Raw genomic sequence first — 15,986 nt, 5'->3', positions numbered from 1 at the left:
GGCTATGCCTTGGGAGACTTACGCAATTGCAACCACTCGCTGTGGAACGTGCCGTCTTTGTCGACCCGCTTGTAGGTGTGGGCGCCGAAGTAATCGCGTTGGGCTTGCAACAGGTTGGCCGGCAAACGTTCCATCCGATAGCCATCGTAATAGCACAGCGCGGTGCTGAATGCGGGAACGGGGATCCCCATGACCGAAGCGACCGCAACGACCTTGCGCCATTTTTCTTGCGCGTTTTCGACGGCGTCTTCGAAGTATTTGGCCAGCAACAAGTTTTCCAAGTTCGGATCGGCGTCAAAGGCTTCCTTGATGCGGTCGAGGAACTGGGCGCGAATGATGCATCCCCCCCGCCACAGCAAGGCGGCGGCGCCGTAGTCGAGATTCCAGTTGTGTTCCTCCGAGGCGGCTTGCAATTGAACGAAGCCTTGGGCGTAGGAGACGATTTTGGATGCGTAGAGTGCCTGGCGAACCGCTTCAACCAATTCGGCTCGATCGCCGACGAGAGCCTGGGCGATGGCCCGCATTTCGGGGTTGGACGATTCGGAGGGGCCGTTCAGGGTTTTGCTGGCTCGAACGCGGGCCTCTTTTTGAGCCGACAACCCGCGGGCGAAGACGGCGGTCGTGACCAGCGTGCTGGGGACGCCCAGATCGAGCGCCAACTGGCTCATCCATTTCCCGGTCCCCTTGGCCCCGGCGACGTCCATGATTTTGTCGACCAAGTAGCCGTCGCCGCCCTGGTCGTCTTTGACACTGAAGATGTCGCGGCTGATTTCGATCAGATAACTTTGCAGTTCACCGTCGTTCCACTGGTCGAACACGTCGTACAGTTCGTCGTTGGTCAGCCCGCCGAGTTCACTCAACAATTGATAGGCTTCGCAAATCAGCTGCATGTCGCCGTATTCGATGCCGTTGTGCACCATTTTGACGTAATTGCCGGCGCCACCGCTGCCCAGCCATTCGCAGCAGGGGATATCGTTGTTGGGGCCGACTTTGGCGGCGATCGACTGAAACATCTCTTTGATATGCGGCCAGGCTTCGGCGGAACCGCCGGGCATCAGGCTGGGCCCTTTCAGGGCACCCTCTTCGCCACCGCTGACGCCGCAGCCGACGTACAACAACCCGGCCTCTTCGACCTGTTTGGTGCGGCGTTCGGTGTTCACGTAGTATTCGTTGCCACCGTCGATGATGATGTCGCCGGGTTCGCAGTGGGGCAGCAATTGCTCAATGATCGCGTCGACGGCCGGTCCGGCCTTGACCAGCATCATCAACTTGCGGGGGCGTTTGACGGCTTTGACGAATTCTTCGATCGAGTGGGTGCCGACGAAGTTCTTGCCCGCGGCGCGACCGGCGATCAACTCGTCGACCTTGCTGGTCGTGCGGTTGTACACGGCGACCTTGTACCCGCGACTTTCAACGTTCAGGGCCAAATTTTCGCCCATGACTGCCAAACCAATCAAACCGAAATCGCAATCGCCGCTCATCTTTTCAAACTCATTGGGAAGGTGGTTTCCAGACCGTCAGGCCAGATTCTACGGCAGACCCAAAAAACCGGAAGGGCGGGGCCATCACGGCGGCGGAAAGCTAAGATAGAACCGGTGCGGCATGGTGTTTGCACCGTGAACCGGCGGCGATCAAACGCCGCCGGGCCCTCGAAATCCCCATCCGGGGGCAGATCCGGACCACTGATTTGCCTCAATTTTGGTTCAATCGCGGTAGTTTCTTGCCGATCCGCCCGCGACTGATTACTGTCACAGCAAGTGACTTTTCCCCCTGCGCCCCCAATCCTCGGCCGCGTTTTGAAATTGGTTTCACCGATGACACGTCTTTTCCGCTCGTTTTTGCTTGCCGCGCTCGCCGCAGCCTTCCTTTCGTCCGGATCCTGCGTCTACGGCCAGGACACTGGCGGCGGAACCACCAACAACTTCGCCCAGCCGATCGCCGGCGTCGACGTCGATGCCCAAGGCGTCTTGAAGGTCCGCCAGTTTGACCCCCGCGTCGCCCAGCAGCGTCTGATGGCCGCCCGTCAAATGCGGGACAACGACCTGATGCGTGGCAGCAAACTGCGAAAAGTCTCGCTGCAACGCCTGGAAGCGGCCATCCAAGAGCAGCTCGCCGCCGGACAGGCCGTTAGCGATGATTTGGCAGCCCTCGCCGGGCTGACCTCGATCCAGTACGTGTTCTATTACCCCGAAACCCGCGACATTGTCGTGGCCGGACCGGCCGAAGGGTTTGTCGCCGACCCCACCGAACGCTTTGTCGGCATCAACTCCGGCAAACCCACGGTCTTGCTGGAAGACCTGGTCACCGCCCTTCGCGCCTTCGCCCCCGGCCAACCCGCGACCGGCGTGATCAGCGTTTCGATCGATCCGACCGAAGAAGGCCTGCAGCGAATGCAACAATTCTTGGCCTCGGTTCGCGGCCGAGTTCAACCGAGCGATGCGGCTCGATTGGCCGCCGGTTTGAAAAACAATCTGGGGCTGCAAAACGTCTCGATTCGCGGCATCCCGACCGACACCCACTTTGCCCGCGTCCTGGTCGAAGCGGACTATCGGATGAAACTGATCGGGATCGGCCTGGAACGTCTGCCGATGCGATTCCAAAGCTACGTCGATCGGGCCAACCCGTCGGCGGTCGCCGCCAACGCGATGGAACGTTGGTATTTCCAACCGCGGTATGACGGCATTGCGGTCAGCGAAGACGGCTTGGCGATGAAGATCAACGAACGTGGCGTTCAACTGGTCGGCGAAAACGAGCGTGTCGCCGGCGGAAAACGAACCATCACCCGTCGCGTCAACAAAGCCAGCCAGGCGTTTTGTCAAGAATTCACCAGCAAATTCCCGATGATCGCCGACCGGGTCCGCATCTATGCCGAGATGCGTCAACTGATGGACGTCTCGATCGCGGCGGCGTACATCCAAGAACAAGACTTCTACGGCCAAGCCGAATGGGCCATGCCGGTGCTCGGCAACGAGTCGGCCCTGACGGTGCAAACCTACACCGCACCGGAGCAAGTCGAGACCGCCGTGAATGCGGTTTGGCGTGGCAATACGTTGATGACGCCGCTCGGTGGCGGTGTCCAGATGCAACCGCGAAAAGCGCTCGCCAAAGAGACGTTGGTCGTCGACCGCGAAGGACAGACCGATCAAGTCAAACAGTCCGCCGGGCCGGCCGATTTGAAACCCGGACAATGGTGGTGGGACTGATTCGTCAGCACGAATTCGTCAGCATCGCAAAACCACGCTACACTGGCCGTCGGGAATCACTTTCCGTGCGGCCAGTGTTTTTTTATGAAGTACCAGTCAGCCTCGAAACCGTCCGATCAGCAGGATCCACGCGTCGCCGACGCGTCCGCAGACGAATTCGTCCAATCGGGATTGGTGGTCGTCTACGACGCGCTGCAAGAGTGCCCGTATCTGGACGGAAAAGTGGCGCGGATGCCGCTGGAATATCCCAAACGCAGGATTCTGCCCGAGGACCTGGATCGTTTGCTGCGACTCGGCTACCGGCGCGCCGGAACGATGCTCTACCGGACGCAGTGCCCCGAATGCAAACAATGCGTTCCCACTCGCGTGAACGTGCATCACTTTCAGTTCACGCGGTCGATGAAGCGGATCCTGAATCGATCCGACCGCGAATTGGAAATCCGCTGGGGACGCGTGCTCGTCGACCCCGAACGCCTCCGGCTTTTTAACACGCATCGCAGCGCGCGAAAGCTCAGCCGGCGCGGGCCGGCGGATTTGATCGACTATCACGAGTTTCTGGTCGCGACCTGTGTCGAGACGGCCGAGCTGACCTTCCGCCTGGACGGCAAACTGATCGGGATCGCGATCGTTGACCTGGGCCGCGAGTCCGTCAACGCCGTCTACACCCACTTTGATCCGGACTACGGACACTACTGCATTGGAACGCTGGCGGTGCTCAAGCAGATTCAATGGGCCCTGCAAACGGGCCGAACCTACGTCTACCTGGGGCTGTTCGTCGCCGAAAACCCCCATTTGAACTACAAAGAACGGTTCCGCCCCCAAGAACGACTGGTCCACGGCGCTTGGCAGGCCCCCTGACGCAGATTGATACACCCGCGGTGCAGCATTTTGCTACGCTGAGACGTGGCGGCTGCCGCCGGGAGCACCGAATCGGAAAAAAACAGGATTGGCATGATTTTTTCACTGCTTGCCGTCCGGTAGCGGAAGTCGGCGAGACTCCATGCACCCTTCTCAACAACGTCAGGAATACGTGATGAATCGAAACCGTCGGATTGCGATCTTGGTTTCCGCGGCCGCTCTCGCCTTTTTCATCGCCGGTCTGCTGACGCCGCATTCCTGCACCGCTGCCCCACCGGCCGATCCTGACCTGGCCATCAGCGCCGGCGAATTCGCGGTCGCCAAAACGATGCCGCCGGACTCGCTGCCGACCACGCGCGACCGATGGCTGGCCCAGATCGCCACGGCCCAATCGCTGTCGGGTGATTCGCTGGCCGCCGCCGCAACGGTGCGTCAGATCGAAACGCCGGAAAATCGCCAGAGTGTGATCGATCAGACGCTCGGAGCCACACGCGGCGGGCCTGCCCAAGGTGGCGGGGCGTTCGCGGATTTTGACTCCTTGATGACGCTGATCGAAACCACCGTGGTTCCCGATACCTGGGAAGCACTCGGCGGCAACAGCACGATGGCGCCGTATCCCCAAGGGGTTTACGTCGATCCGTCCGGAACGGTCGAAATCGCCCTGTTGCCCAGCGACGATCAATTGCGGGCCCGGGGGGCGATCGCGAATCTTGACGTTCTGCTGTCCGGCGACATGGAAACCTCGCCGCGCGACTGGCGCAGCCCGTCAAAACTTCGTTGCGTTTCGCTACGACGCCTGCGTGATGAAATCACCACCCGACGGATGACCGGCGTTCCGCTCGGCGACAGCCTGCTGAATCTGGCCGGCCTGTCGCACATTCAGTATCTGATCCTGACCGACGACGACATCATCCTGGCGGCCCCGACCGGCGGGATCGACATGGATCGCGGTTGGTATGTGGATCGTGAATCGGGGCGATCGACGCTGCGCAGCGACTTCCTGGCCCGTTGCCTGGCGTCCACGTTTGCCAACACGCCATTCGGCTGCACGATCGATCCGACGCCGGCGGGCATGCAAGCGGCGATGGACGTTGCGGCCGAGATTCGTTCCGGACAGATTCCGATCGGCAAGTCCGCCGACCGATTGCGAACCGCGCTCGGCATGCAATGCGTCGAAGTGTTCGGCGCCGCCGGCGACACATCGGTTGCCTTGCTGATGGTCGAAGCCGACCGCCACATGAAACAACTCGCCCTCGGCGAGCAACCGATGCCCGAGGGCGTCGACAGCTACTTGGACGTCGTGGACGACTTCATCGCGCAAGGCCCGCCGGATGGATTGTTGCTGCGGCTTTGGTTCACGGCCAACCCGCAAGCGGTTCGAAGTGACACCGAGCAACGTGTTTTTGAAATCGCCGGCACCCCGATTCGGCTCAGCGGTGAAAACCAACGCGCGTTGGCCGATGGCGGCCGCGGCGATGTCACGGTTGATCCGCGCAGTGCTCAATTTGTCGCCGGATTCAATCAACATTGGTCCCGCATCCGCGACCAGTATCCCATCTACGGCGCGCTCGAGTCGCTATATCGGGTCGCCGCGGTGTCCCACCTGATCGACCGGTTCGGTTCGCCGGACGTGCACCGCGCGTTGGCGATGGGGCTGGCCGCCGAAGACGACGTCAGGGATTGGAATCTGCCGGCACCGAAACAAGTCGAATCGATCGCGACCTTGCACACCGTTCGCAAAGGCAGCCAGCGTCACCACGTGCTGCTTGCCAGCGGCGGCGTGTCCGTTGCGCCCGAGTCGACCGTCAAAGCGACGATCGGCACCTACCCCACACTGTCGGGACAAACCTTTGTCACCCATCATCAGCCGATGGCGGTGAATCATTGGTGGTGGGACGCACCCTGACATCAATGGCACCGGCATCGGTAACCGTTGGTGTCAAGCCTTCAGACGATTCCCGGTCGCTGCTACGCAGCGAAAGCAGGCGGCAAAAGCGTGCACACCAACTCCATTTCCTCTTCGCTCACGGGGGGCAACGATGTTGCCAAAACGAAAGTTTTTTACGAAGGTCGGTATTCGATTTGGAATGATCGGCTGCCTGCTGATCGGGGCGCCGACGGTTTCGGCGGTGTCGCCCGAATCGGTCGCAATCGGTCAGCAACTGTTCGAAAAGAATTGGTCGCCGCAAAACCCGGCGTTGATGGGCAACGACGGATTGGGCCCACTGTTCAACGGCCAGTCCTGTGCCGCCTGTCATCGGCAAGGCGGGATCGGCGGCGCCGGTGAAGCCGAATTCAACGCCAAAACGATCAGTATCGAATCGATGCGAATTTCCGGCGGCCGGATCAATTCGGACGTGATTCGCCAGGCGATCCGCGGCTTCCATCCCGGGTTCGTCGATCCCAGCGCCGGCGTCGTGAACTCGCTGTCATTGGCGCATCACGGCGGCACCTCCGCGTTTGCTCAGTCGCGACAGGCGTTCATGGAGAAAATCCCCGCCCTGTTCAGCGACAACGGTGGATCAACCAATGCCGCCGAAGTTCGACTCGCCAACGCCACGCCGATCCTGTACACCGCGACCCAAGGCACGTACCACACGTCGATTCGCGCGCGGATGTTTCAGCGGAATACGACTCCGCTGTTCGGTGCCGGACTGATCGACCAGGTCACCGTGAAACAACTGCGGGCCGTTGAACGCGAGCAAACCAAGCACCCAGAAATCAGCGGACGATTGGCCACGCTGGCCAGCGGCGGCATCGGCAAATTTGGTTGGCGTGGCAACGTCAGGTCGCTGCTGGATTTTTGTGACCAAGCGTGCGCGGCCGAAGTCGGACTGGAAACCCGTCGGATCAATCAACCGATCGACCCGATGGCGCCGGCGTATCGAAATCCGACCGTCGATATTTCTGACGCGCAGATCAAAGCGATGGCGGCATTCGTGGCTGCCCTGCCGGCCCCAACACGTGCCGTACCTGAGGAATCCGACCGCCGAATGTTGGCCGCCCGCGGCGAACAAGTGTTTGCGTCGATCGGCTGCGCCGTCTGCCACCGTCCGTCACTCGGTCCGGCCCAAGGAATTTACAGCGACCTGTTGCTGCACGACATGGGGCCAAAGTCCTACGACCTGAATCCCGCCGACCCCTACATCACTCGAGCGACGCCGGTAACGCGAATGGACTTTGCAATCGACTCGGACGCCATCACGACGCGCACGATCGTCGATGACACCGTGATGGGGACCGCCTACTACGGCGGGAATTATTCGATGGAACCCGGTTCGAGCAGCATGGTCAATCGACAATCCAGCAGCACCAACACCGCTGCGTCACGGTCGAGGATCCCGACACGTTCCAGCGTGTTCGTCTCACGCAATGAATATCGCTTTAAAGCCTCTCCGGTCCCCCCGATGACCCTGCGGTTTGTCAATGAGCGAAGCAAGTCCAAGACGTGGCAAACAAGCAAGACGGACACCCGTTTGGTCGAAAACGAAGTGAATCGCAACAATCGGGAACGAACCGCATCAGGGCGAGACACTTACACCAGCGAGAATACGACGACGACCACCCAAAACATTCGGCAGACGCGTACCGATTACACGCGATTGCACTTGGAATCGACGCGATTCACGCAGGAGTGGAGAACGCCGCCGTTGTGGGGCGTTCATGATTCAGCTCCCTACATGCACGACGGTCGGGCGGAAACGTTGCTGGAAGCCATCACGATGCACGACGGCGAATCGAAAGGAACGCGCGATCGATTCCTGACGCTGTCGCTGGAAGACCGGCAAGCCGTGATCGAGTTTCTCAACACCCTGGTCGCGCCGCCGAATGCCCCTCAGCCGAGAAGCTGAGCGGGTTGGAAAGGGAAGGATGGCAGAATGATACGGGGCAGAATGATGACAAGAACCCAATGAAGCCAGGCCGCTGCCCACATCATTCTACGCAGTGAAGCATTTTTTGGCGGCAGGGCGCGAGCCTTCCGGTATGTTGGCAGAGAGGAAGAACCGGAGGGCTCGCGCCCTGCCGCTAAAACCTTAAGAAACACATGGGGAAAATGCTTCACAGCGTTACCCATCATTCTGCCACCCCATCATTCTGCCACCCCATCGTTTTGCCCCCATCGTTTTGCCCTCATCGTTTTGCCCTCATCGCCTTGCCGCCTCACCCGATCAGTTCCAAAAACTGGTCGACATGCTCACTGGTGGTGGCGAACGACGTGACCAGACGATACAGCCGCTGGCCTTCCGCCAATTTCGATTCGAATTCTTCCGGGACCGGCCAGGGATAGAACCTCGCGCCTTGTGATCTCAACTGCTCGGCCAGTTCGGCGGGCATCGTGACAAACAATTCGTTGGACTGGCAGGGCCACGCGATCGCAACGTCTTTTGCCTCTTGCATGCCAGCCGCCAATCGATCGGCCATGGCATTGGCGTGTGTGGCCAACCGGATCCACAAGTCATCATCCAGGTAGGCGTGGAACTGGGCGGCGATGAATCGCGTTTTGGAAAACAACTGGGCCGCGCGCTTGCGAATGAACGGCAACTGTTTTGCCCGGGCCGGATCGAAAAAGACCAATGCCTCGGCGCACCAGCAACCATTTTTCGTCGCCCCAAACGAAAGCACATCGACACCGCTTTTCCAAGTCATCTCGGCCGGAGTGGATCCCAACCGCACCATGGCGTTGGCAAAGCGCGCACCGTCCATGTGCAGCGGCAACCCGAACGCATGGGTGTGTTCGGCGAGCCCCGCAATCTCTTGATTGGTGTAGACGGTCCCGACTTCGGTTGCCTGGGTCACACTGACCGCCATCGGTTGACCGTGGTGGACGAACTCCGGATCAAAGCGTTGCAGACCGCGACGAAGTGCGTTTGGATCGATCTTCCCGAACGAACCATCGATCGGTGCCAGTCGGGCGCCGGACGTAAAGAATTCCGGCGCGCCACATTCGTCTTCGATCAAATGAGCCTCGCGATGGCAAAGCACAAACCCGCCGGGGCGATTGACGGCCGACAGCGCCAGCGAATTGGCGGCGGTTCCGGTACCGACAAAAAACACCGCGACTTCGCGCTCGAACAACTCGTTGAAGCGTTGTTCCAATTGCTTGTCGAGATCACTGGCGCCGTAGGCGGGAGAGAAACCGCCCGAATGCCGTTGCAGGGACGCGGCGATTTCGTCGGCCGCGCCGGCCCAATTGTCACTGGCAAAAAACATGGAGTCGAATCGTCATGAAAGAGGGTTGGGTCGCGTCTATCGTTTCCGCCGACAGCAGTGTTTGAACTTTTCCCCGCTCCCACAAGGGCACTTGGCATTCCGCCTCACCCGCTTGGGCCGACGCATGACACCGGATAGAAAGCTGCGTGTGTTCTGGCGATACATGTGCTGCAACATCTCGTAGATCTTCGGTGCCTTGGCCTGCAGCACGTCCGGGGCTTCGAAAAAGTATTCCGACAACACCGCAAAGTACTCCGCTTCGTTGGTGTAGGCGTACTGATCGATGTGGTGACGCCCCCGGGGTTTGTTTTTCAGCTCTTCCCCGATCCACTGAATCCACGGCCCCGCGGTCGCGAGTCCGGCGCCCGGCGGCAGGCCGTCGATGCTTCCGTCGGCCTTGTCGACCAGATGCGCAAACTCGTGGATCCCGACGTTGCGTTTGTCTTCGGGGTTTTCAAACCCCGCTATCAGATCGGGTTTGGACAGGATCATCACTCCGCTCAGGTGTCCCAGGCCGACCATGCCCAAGGTCCGACGATCGACGTTGTCGTTTTCACCCGACGTGCTGTAATCGTCGCCGAACGCATTGGGGTAGATCAGCACCTCACCCAACCCCGAGTATTCCCAATCGTCGAAACCGAACACCGGAATGATCGCGCTGGCGGCGACAAGTGCCCGCGTGGTGGTGTCGACGTCGGTGCGAATGCCGGTGATCGGAGTTTCGTCCAAAAAGACTTTCACGAGATTGCGAAAACGCTCGCGGCCGGCATCATCGAGGGCACGAAAGTAAGGACCGTCGGAAGAATAAGTGGGATAGGCTTCCAGCCTGTCATGGCGAAAACGACAGGCTGGAAGCCTATCCCACAATCAATCCCCGCCACTTATTCTTCCGACGGTCCTAAGCGACCTGCTGCCGGAGTGCGGCTTCCAGCTCACCCGGAAACGGCTCGGCCATCACCCGCAGCCGGCGGAGTGTTCGCCGCCGCCACCACCAGTACGCCAGCGGCACCAGGGGCAGACAGATCAGCCATACCGGTGACACGGTCGCCAACATCAAAACGGCGGCCCCCAACAGCACTGCAATCACGATCGCGTTGCGTTGATTGACACGGACCGACGATGGGGTTTCGAGCATCAGCCGACCTGATCCTGGGTTGGGTGCGGAAGAGACTGGATCGGAAAAACGGGAGGATCGCCGCCGATTCAGACGACGGCCCCACCCGCCATATTACCCTAGCGCAATCGTGTCCTGGCGAATTCGTACCCTTCGCAAAAAAAAAGCCCCGATGGTTTTTTCAAACCATCGGGGCTTTCGAGATATTCGCTTCGAAATCGGAATCGGCTCGGAGCGTTGCACAGCTGACTCGGGTCACTCACCAGGGAGAAGATGCGAGTCGTCTCCTAAGTCAGCCGGTTGGAACAGGGTGCTTGGCGGGAACTCCATGAGGAATGTCGTCCCGATCCTCGGCATCTCTTACTCAGTCTCAGTTGCATCCGCAAGGAGCAGCGACTTCGCATCCGCAAGCCGGCTCGACGAATCCGCAGCCACAAGTCGGCTCAGCGGCACAACCCATGTCGCATCCGCAGCTGCTCTTCTTGCTGAACAGTTTCTTCAGCAAGCCGAAGTGGCTCTTTTTCGGTCCGCAGCAGCTATCGCAAGCCGGGACTTCGCATCCGCAAGCCGGAGCAGCGATTTCGCAGCCACAGGCTGGTTCGGGTGCACAGCAAGGAGCAGCAACTTCGCAACCGCAAGCCGGCTCGACGTCGCAGCAACCGGCGTCGCATCCGCATCCGCCACGATGACCGAACAGCTTGGCGAGCAGGCCGCCATGCTTTTTGCAGCCGCTGTCGCAACCGCAGGGATCGACAACTTCGCAGCCGCACATCGGCTCGGCTGCACATCCACAAGGAACGGCCACTTCACATCCGCATGCAGGTTCGCAAGCGACTTCACAGCCGCAAGCGGGTTCAGCTGCACAACCGGTGTCACAACCGCTTTTACAAAGTTTTTCCAACAGGCCAAACGCGCTTGCGTTTGACGAGGTGCTTGCGACCAGAGCGACGGCCAACAAAGCAGGTACGATTACACGACGCATCGTGATTCTCCATGAATTAGTTTTGGAAGGGTCTTGCCAGCGCTTCGGCTGCTGAATCGGTGGTGGTGGTGACCTGTGCCGGTGAGCACTTGCCAGATCGTGTCTTGCTAGTTCGATCATCACTCGCCGACACTACCGTTTGGTTTTGCAGCGTTTGCTTCACGAGTTCCACGGATCGTTGATCGTGTTCTCTCGTGCAGAAGTGGCTATCGTCTTGCTCGCAATGCTTCCCCTTGTTTTCCTTGAAGAATTAAAGATCAAGCTCGCGACGGGGGTCGCTTCGAAACGGCTCGTCCGGCAGTTCCGGATATGACAGTTCCGACGGCGCCCTCGGGGTGAACGCTGTGAAGCATGTCTTTCCTGTGTTTGACGCGATGTTAGCGGAACGGCGCGAGCGGGCTGTCGCGTTTCAAAAACTCCATGAAAGACCGGAGGCCTCGCGCCCTGCCGCTAGAAGATACCGACCGGGCTAGGGCATCGCGCTGGGCGGTTTCAACGACATCAGCCACATCAACAACGCGGCCAACGTCAAGATGGTGATCAACGCCCCCAGCGACAGACGCCTTCGAACGGGTTGCAACGTGGGCAAGTCACGTTGCTGGCCGCACCACGGGCACTGCGATGCGCGGGAATGGATGCGCGCGTTACAATTCGGGCATTCCTCGATCGCATTGTTCATTTTCGTCTAACCGTTTTGTCCGCCGTGCTCGACCCCCAGCGCCCCTACGCCTTCCTGAACGAACGCGAGCCGATCAGGCAGGGGTGCGGAACCAAGGGAATCGTCGATGTCGCCACCGTCTTCTTGACCGCCAGCCGATGCCCGATCGGTTGCTCGATGTGCGATTTGCACCGCAACACCTTGTCCCATCCATCACAACCGGGGGCGATTCCGACCCAAATCCGTTATGCCCAACAGCGTCTGGAGCGAGCGTCTTGGATCAAGTTGTACAACAGCGGCAATTTCTTTGATCCGTCCAGTATACCTCCGCAAGACTACGCGACGATCGGCCAACTGTGTGCCGGCTATGATCGGGTGATCATCGAAAACCACCCGCGTTTCGGCAGCCACCGCCATGATCGGTTTCGTCAACACGTCACCGGAAAGCTGGAGGTCGCCGTCGGACTGGAAACGGTGCAGCCGAGGATGCTCCAGCGGCTCGGCAAACAGATGTCTCGCGATGATTTCGATCGGTATGCCAACGCGTTGCATGCCGACGGCATCGATCTGCGTGTCTTTTTGATCGTCGGTGCACCACAGTTGTCGGTGAAAGAATCGATGCGATGGGCGCGACTGTCCATCCGTCACGCGCTGCACGCCGGCGCCCGCCACATCAGTTTGATTCCGGCGCGGGCCGGCCACGGCTGGAACGGCACGGCGAATTCATTGCCGCGGATTGAACTGGAACACCTAGTGGATCTGTACGCCGCTTCGCTCGATGATGTGCGTTCCGAGGCGTGCTTGAGCGTGGACCTGTGGGAGATCGCGGGCGAGGCACTGAGCGAACCGCGGCGGCGTCTGCTGGAACGATTCGAATCCGCCATCCTTGAACAAGACGCGAACCTGTTATGAACAAGCGGTTTGACGTCGCCATCATCGGCTCCGGGTTTTCCGGATCGATCCTGGCCAGAATCCTGGCATCGCGCGGTCGCCGCGTGGCCTTGCTCGATGCGGCCAGGCATCCCCGATTCGCGATCGGAGAATCTTCCACACCGATCGCCGACCTGCTGCTCCGCCGACTCGGCCAACAATACGGTCTTGCCGACTTGGAAAATCTTTCCGCCTACGGTCGCTGGCGGCAGACGTTGCCGGAACTGGCCTGTGGGATGAAACGCGGTTTCAGCTACTTCGACCACCGTCGCTGGAACGTCGAATCGCAGTTAGGGGAACGATCGCTGATCGTCGCGGCCAGCCCGACGGACTCCAACAGCGACACGCACTGGTATCGCAGCGACGTCGATGCCTATCTGTTTCGAAAAGCGTTGGACGCGGGAGTCGATGCAAGGGAAGACGTCTCCGTGACGTCGCTGGATTTGTCGGATTCCGCCCAATCGCGAATTCACCTGGCATCCGGCGATCCCATCACCGCGGCCTTCGTCGTCGATGCGTCCGGCGCTGCGGCGGTGTCGGCGCGATTGCTGGGGGTAGCCCCGATCACGGAGCGGTTGACCACCAAGACCTGTGCCGCCTATGCGCATTTTCGTGGCGTCGAGTCCTACTCGGAACTTTTTAATTCGATCCACGGCGATCGCCGCGCATCGCAACCGTTTGATGCCGATGCGGCGGCGCAACACCATTTGATCGACGATGGCTGGGTCTGGATGCTGCGGATGAACAACGGCATCACCAGTGTCGGGGTCGTATCGCCGCTCCCCGGTGACGCGTCGACGCATCACGACACGTTGCAGCGGGCGACTCGCGCCCTGAACGATCGATTCAGCGGTGATGCGACGCTCAATCGCGTTTTTCGCGACAGTGTACTGGTGGCGCCGGGTTCCGCTGTCGCCACGATCGGCCGGATTCAACGCCTGCACGATCCCGTCGTCGCGACAAATTGTCTGATGACGCCGACGACGGCGGCGACAATCGATCCGCTGCACAGCACCGGGATCGCCCACGCGTTGGCGGGTGTGGGACGGTTGGCGGACATTCTATTGGCGAACCATCCAGGCGAACGGATCGGGCGCTATCGAGCGTCGATTCTTGCCGAAGCATGCCACGTCGATCAAATGATCGCGATGGCGTACAGAGCCATGAAGTACAGCTCGCTGCACTCGTTTCCGCGATTCGTTGCATCCTGTATGGTTTATTTTGCCGCCGCGATCGCCTGTGAAGAACGGATCGGACGCGGGGAGATGCCCGGCCGGTTGTGGCAAGCCGACGACGAGGCGTTTGTCGCGGCGGTCAAACAGTCTGCCAATGTCATCGACTCCGATGCGGATGACGGCGAAGTGGTCGATCAATTGCGAAACTTGATCGCTCCGTGGAACACCGCCGGATTATTCGAGGGGGATGGGAATCGATACGCGTACACGGCGACCAAGTGATGGCGGGGGCAGGGGAAGTTGGCAGAAAAAGGGGGGCAGAAAAATGGGGTAGGAGAAGACGAAAAAGACAAGAAAATGGGTGACAAGAAAATAGCGTTGCTGAGAACCACTCCAGCAATCCGAAACCTGGAAATTGAAACTTAGACCTTCAATGTCGAAACCAAAAATTTTTGTGACGCGGCGCCTTCCTTCTGATTCGATGGACCGATTGCAGGCGGAGGCGATCGTTCGTCATGGCGACTTGGACCGTGGGCTGACGCGTGCCGAATTGATGGACGGCGTGCGTGACGTCGATGGGCTGATTTGTTTGTTGACCGATCAAATCGACGGCGAGCTGTTGGACGTCAATCCGAGCTTGAAAGTCGTTTCGAATTATGCCGTTGGGTTCAACAACATCGACGTTCCCGCCGCGACGGAGCGAAACGTCGCGGTCACCAACACGCCGGGAGTGTTGACCGAATGCACCGCCGACATGGCATGGGCGTTGTTGATGGCGTCGGCTCGGCGCGTGATCGAAGGCGATCGCCTGGTGCGATCAGGGCAGTGGGCAGGCTGGGAACCGCTGCAAATGCTCGGCGCCGAGGTGACCGGCGGGACGATCGGGCTGGTCGGTCTGGGGCGAATCGCCAAGGCGATGGCCAAGCGGGCGCTGGCCTTTGACATGCGCGTGCTGTATTGGAATCGAACCCGGCTGTCGGCGGACGAGGAGAAGACGCTGGGGGTGGAATACCGCGAGCTGGACGAGATGTTGAGCGAGTCGGACTTTGTGTCCATTCATGTCGCCCTCTCCGAGCAGACTCGTCATCTGATCTCGACGCCGCAGTTAAAACGGATGAAGCCGACGGCGACGTTGATCAACACCGCGCGAGGGGCTGTCGTTGACGAATCGGCACTCGTCCAGGCACTCCGCGATGGAACGATCGCGCGAGCCGGACTGGACGTCTATGAGCACGAACCGAAGGTGGAGCCGGAATTGTTGTCGATGCAAAATGTCGTGTTGGCTCCCCACCTGGGCAGCGCCACGGTGGAGACACGCACGCGGATGGGGGAGTTGGCGATCGAGAATTGCTTGGCCGCCTGCCGCGGCGAGCGTCCCCCAAACCTGGTGAATCCGGAATGGACGCCATCCCAGCGGAAAGCGTGAGCCCAATGCCATCTACTTTCGCTCTCAAGGTGTTAGCGGAACGGCGCGAGCAGGGCTGTCGTTTTTGTGAGCCTCGGGCGCGTAAGCGGCCGGGCACTGCGACGCTGCCCGAGGCCTTACGGCCAGCGGCTCACCATTGACTCAGCAGATCCCGACTAAATCGACAACCCGCGAGCCGTCCGGTCGCGCTTCAAAAACACCGTAAAAGACCGGAGGGCTCGCGCCCTACCGCTAACAAAAACCCCCGCTTGGGGTCAAAATAGGTGGCATCGAAGCATGAGCCACCCGCGGGTGGGACGAATCGTCCGCCAAGCGACCTGATGGACCCGCAAATCCGGCCCCACGGGCCCCTCGTGGGAGACTCCGGCGGCGGAATTCGTTGACCGGCTTGGCGTGCACGAGTAGGATTCGGGTCTAGGCCGGTGCGAG

Annotated in this window: 11 protein-coding genes; 7 read left to right on the top strand and 4 right to left on the bottom strand. The window is 60.1% G+C overall.

The features are described 5' to 3' along the window. Window positions 1–2 precede the first annotated feature (2 nt). The gene (gene gnd / locus Enr13x_RS14040; protein ID WP_145386956.1) at window positions 3–1,481 is read right to left on the bottom strand and encodes a decarboxylating NADP(+)-dependent phosphogluconate dehydrogenase; all 1,479 of its coding nucleotides are present in this window, start codon (window positions 1,479–1,481) and stop codon (window positions 3–5) included. A 333-nt stretch (window positions 1,482–1,814) separates the two neighbouring features. Here gnd and Enr13x_RS14035 point away from each other — a divergent pair, with 333 nt between their 5' ends. From Enr13x_RS14035 to Enr13x_RS37945, 4 genes are all read left to right on the top strand, one after another. Then, window positions 1,815–3,203: a DUF1598 domain-containing protein gene (locus tag Enr13x_RS14035; RefSeq protein ID WP_145386954.1), complete on the top strand. Its 1,389-nt coding sequence runs from the start codon at window positions 1,815–1,817 to the stop codon at window positions 3,201–3,203. An 84-nt stretch (window positions 3,204–3,287) separates the two neighbouring features. Next, a complete protein-coding gene (locus Enr13x_RS14030) occupies window positions 3,288–4,061 on the top strand; it encodes an arginyltransferase (RefSeq protein WP_145386952.1) in 774 nt (257 codons plus the stop codon). A gap of 175 nt (window positions 4,062–4,236) precedes the next feature. Next, complete coding sequence (locus Enr13x_RS14025) at window positions 4,237–5,967, top strand: DUF1598 domain-containing protein (protein ID WP_197456017.1); 1,731 nt, start codon at window positions 4,237–4,239, stop codon at window positions 5,965–5,967. Between the two features lie 181 nt (window positions 5,968–6,148). Further along, on the top strand, window positions 6,149–7,912 hold the full coding sequence (locus tag Enr13x_RS37945) for a di-heme oxidoredictase family protein (protein WP_197456016.1): 1,764 nt from the start codon (window positions 6,149–6,151) through the stop codon (window positions 7,910–7,912). Between the two features lie 310 nt (window positions 7,913–8,222). On the opposite strand, the gene Enr13x_RS14010 is transcribed toward Enr13x_RS37945, so the two are convergent. Genes Enr13x_RS14010 through Enr13x_RS14000 form a run of 3 tightly spaced genes read right to left on the bottom strand, consistent with a single transcriptional unit; the run spans window position 8,223 to window position 10,407 of the window. Next, window positions 8,223–9,272 (bottom strand): threonine aldolase family protein, encoded by a 1,050-nt coding sequence (locus Enr13x_RS14010; RefSeq protein ID WP_145386948.1) that lies wholly within the window; start codon window positions 9,270–9,272, stop codon window positions 8,223–8,225. A gap of 36 nt (window positions 9,273–9,308) precedes the next feature. Further along, entirely contained in the window at window positions 9,309–10,139 is an 831-nt protein-coding gene (locus Enr13x_RS14005) for a zinc-dependent peptidase (protein WP_145386946.1), read from the bottom strand. A 31-nt stretch (window positions 10,140–10,170) separates the two neighbouring features. Further along, window positions 10,171–10,407, bottom strand: a complete 237-nt coding sequence (locus Enr13x_RS14000) for a hypothetical protein (protein WP_145386945.1) — start codon at window positions 10,405–10,407, stop codon at window positions 10,171–10,173. Between the two features lie 1,664 nt (window positions 10,408–12,071). Here Enr13x_RS14000 and Enr13x_RS13990 point away from each other — a divergent pair. The 3 genes from Enr13x_RS13990 (at window position 12,072) to Enr13x_RS13980 (ending at window position 15,557) form a co-directional block, all read left to right on the top strand. Beyond that, complete coding sequence (locus Enr13x_RS13990; RefSeq protein WP_145386941.1) at window positions 12,072–12,938, top strand: hypothetical protein; 867 nt, start codon at window positions 12,072–12,074, stop codon at window positions 12,936–12,938. Beyond that, window positions 12,935–14,413 (top strand): NAD(P)/FAD-dependent oxidoreductase, encoded by a 1,479-nt coding sequence (locus tag Enr13x_RS13985; RefSeq protein ID WP_145386939.1) that lies wholly within the window; start codon window positions 12,935–12,937, stop codon window positions 14,411–14,413. Before Enr13x_RS13990 ends, Enr13x_RS13985 begins: the two co-directional genes overlap by 4 nt. A gap of 151 nt (window positions 14,414–14,564) precedes the next feature. Further along, window positions 14,565–15,557, top strand: coding sequence for a 2-hydroxyacid dehydrogenase (locus Enr13x_RS13980; protein WP_145386937.1), 993 nt, complete (start codon window positions 14,565–14,567; stop codon window positions 15,555–15,557). The last annotated feature ends 429 nt before the right edge of the window (window positions 15,558–15,986 follow it).

Source organism: Stieleria neptunia (genome assembly GCF_007754155.1).
Classification (GTDB): Bacteria; Planctomycetota; Planctomycetia; order Pirellulales; family Pirellulaceae; genus Stieleria; species Stieleria neptunia.
Note: the sequence above shows the minus strand (reverse complement) of the source record. Positions and strands in the feature narration are given on the sequence as shown.

Coding starts and splice junctions, on each gene's coding strand:
- gnd (WP_145386956.1), bottom strand. CDS start 1,481: ATGAGCGGCGATTGCGATTTCGGTTTGATTGGTTTGGCAGTCATGGGC.
- Enr13x_RS14035 (WP_145386954.1), top strand. CDS start 1,815: ATGACACGTCTTTTCCGCTCGTTTTTGCTTGCCGCGCTCGCCGCAGCC.
- Enr13x_RS14030 (WP_145386952.1), top strand. CDS start 3,288: ATGAAGTACCAGTCAGCCTCGAAACCGTCCGATCAGCAGGATCCACGC.
- Enr13x_RS14025 (WP_197456017.1), top strand. CDS start 4,237: ATGAATCGAAACCGTCGGATTGCGATCTTGGTTTCCGCGGCCGCTCTC.
- Enr13x_RS37945 (WP_197456016.1), top strand. CDS start 6,149: ATGATCGGCTGCCTGCTGATCGGGGCGCCGACGGTTTCGGCGGTGTCG.
- Enr13x_RS14010 (WP_145386948.1), bottom strand. CDS start 9,272: ATGTTTTTTGCCAGTGACAATTGGGCCGGCGCGGCCGACGAAATCGCC.
- Enr13x_RS14000 (WP_145386945.1), bottom strand. CDS start 10,407: ATGCTCGAAACCCCATCGTCGGTCCGTGTCAATCAACGCAACGCGATC.
- Enr13x_RS13985 (WP_145386939.1), top strand. CDS start 12,935: ATGAACAAGCGGTTTGACGTCGCCATCATCGGCTCCGGGTTTTCCGGA.
- Enr13x_RS13980 (WP_145386937.1), top strand. CDS start 14,565: ATGTCGAAACCAAAAATTTTTGTGACGCGGCGCCTTCCTTCTGATTCG.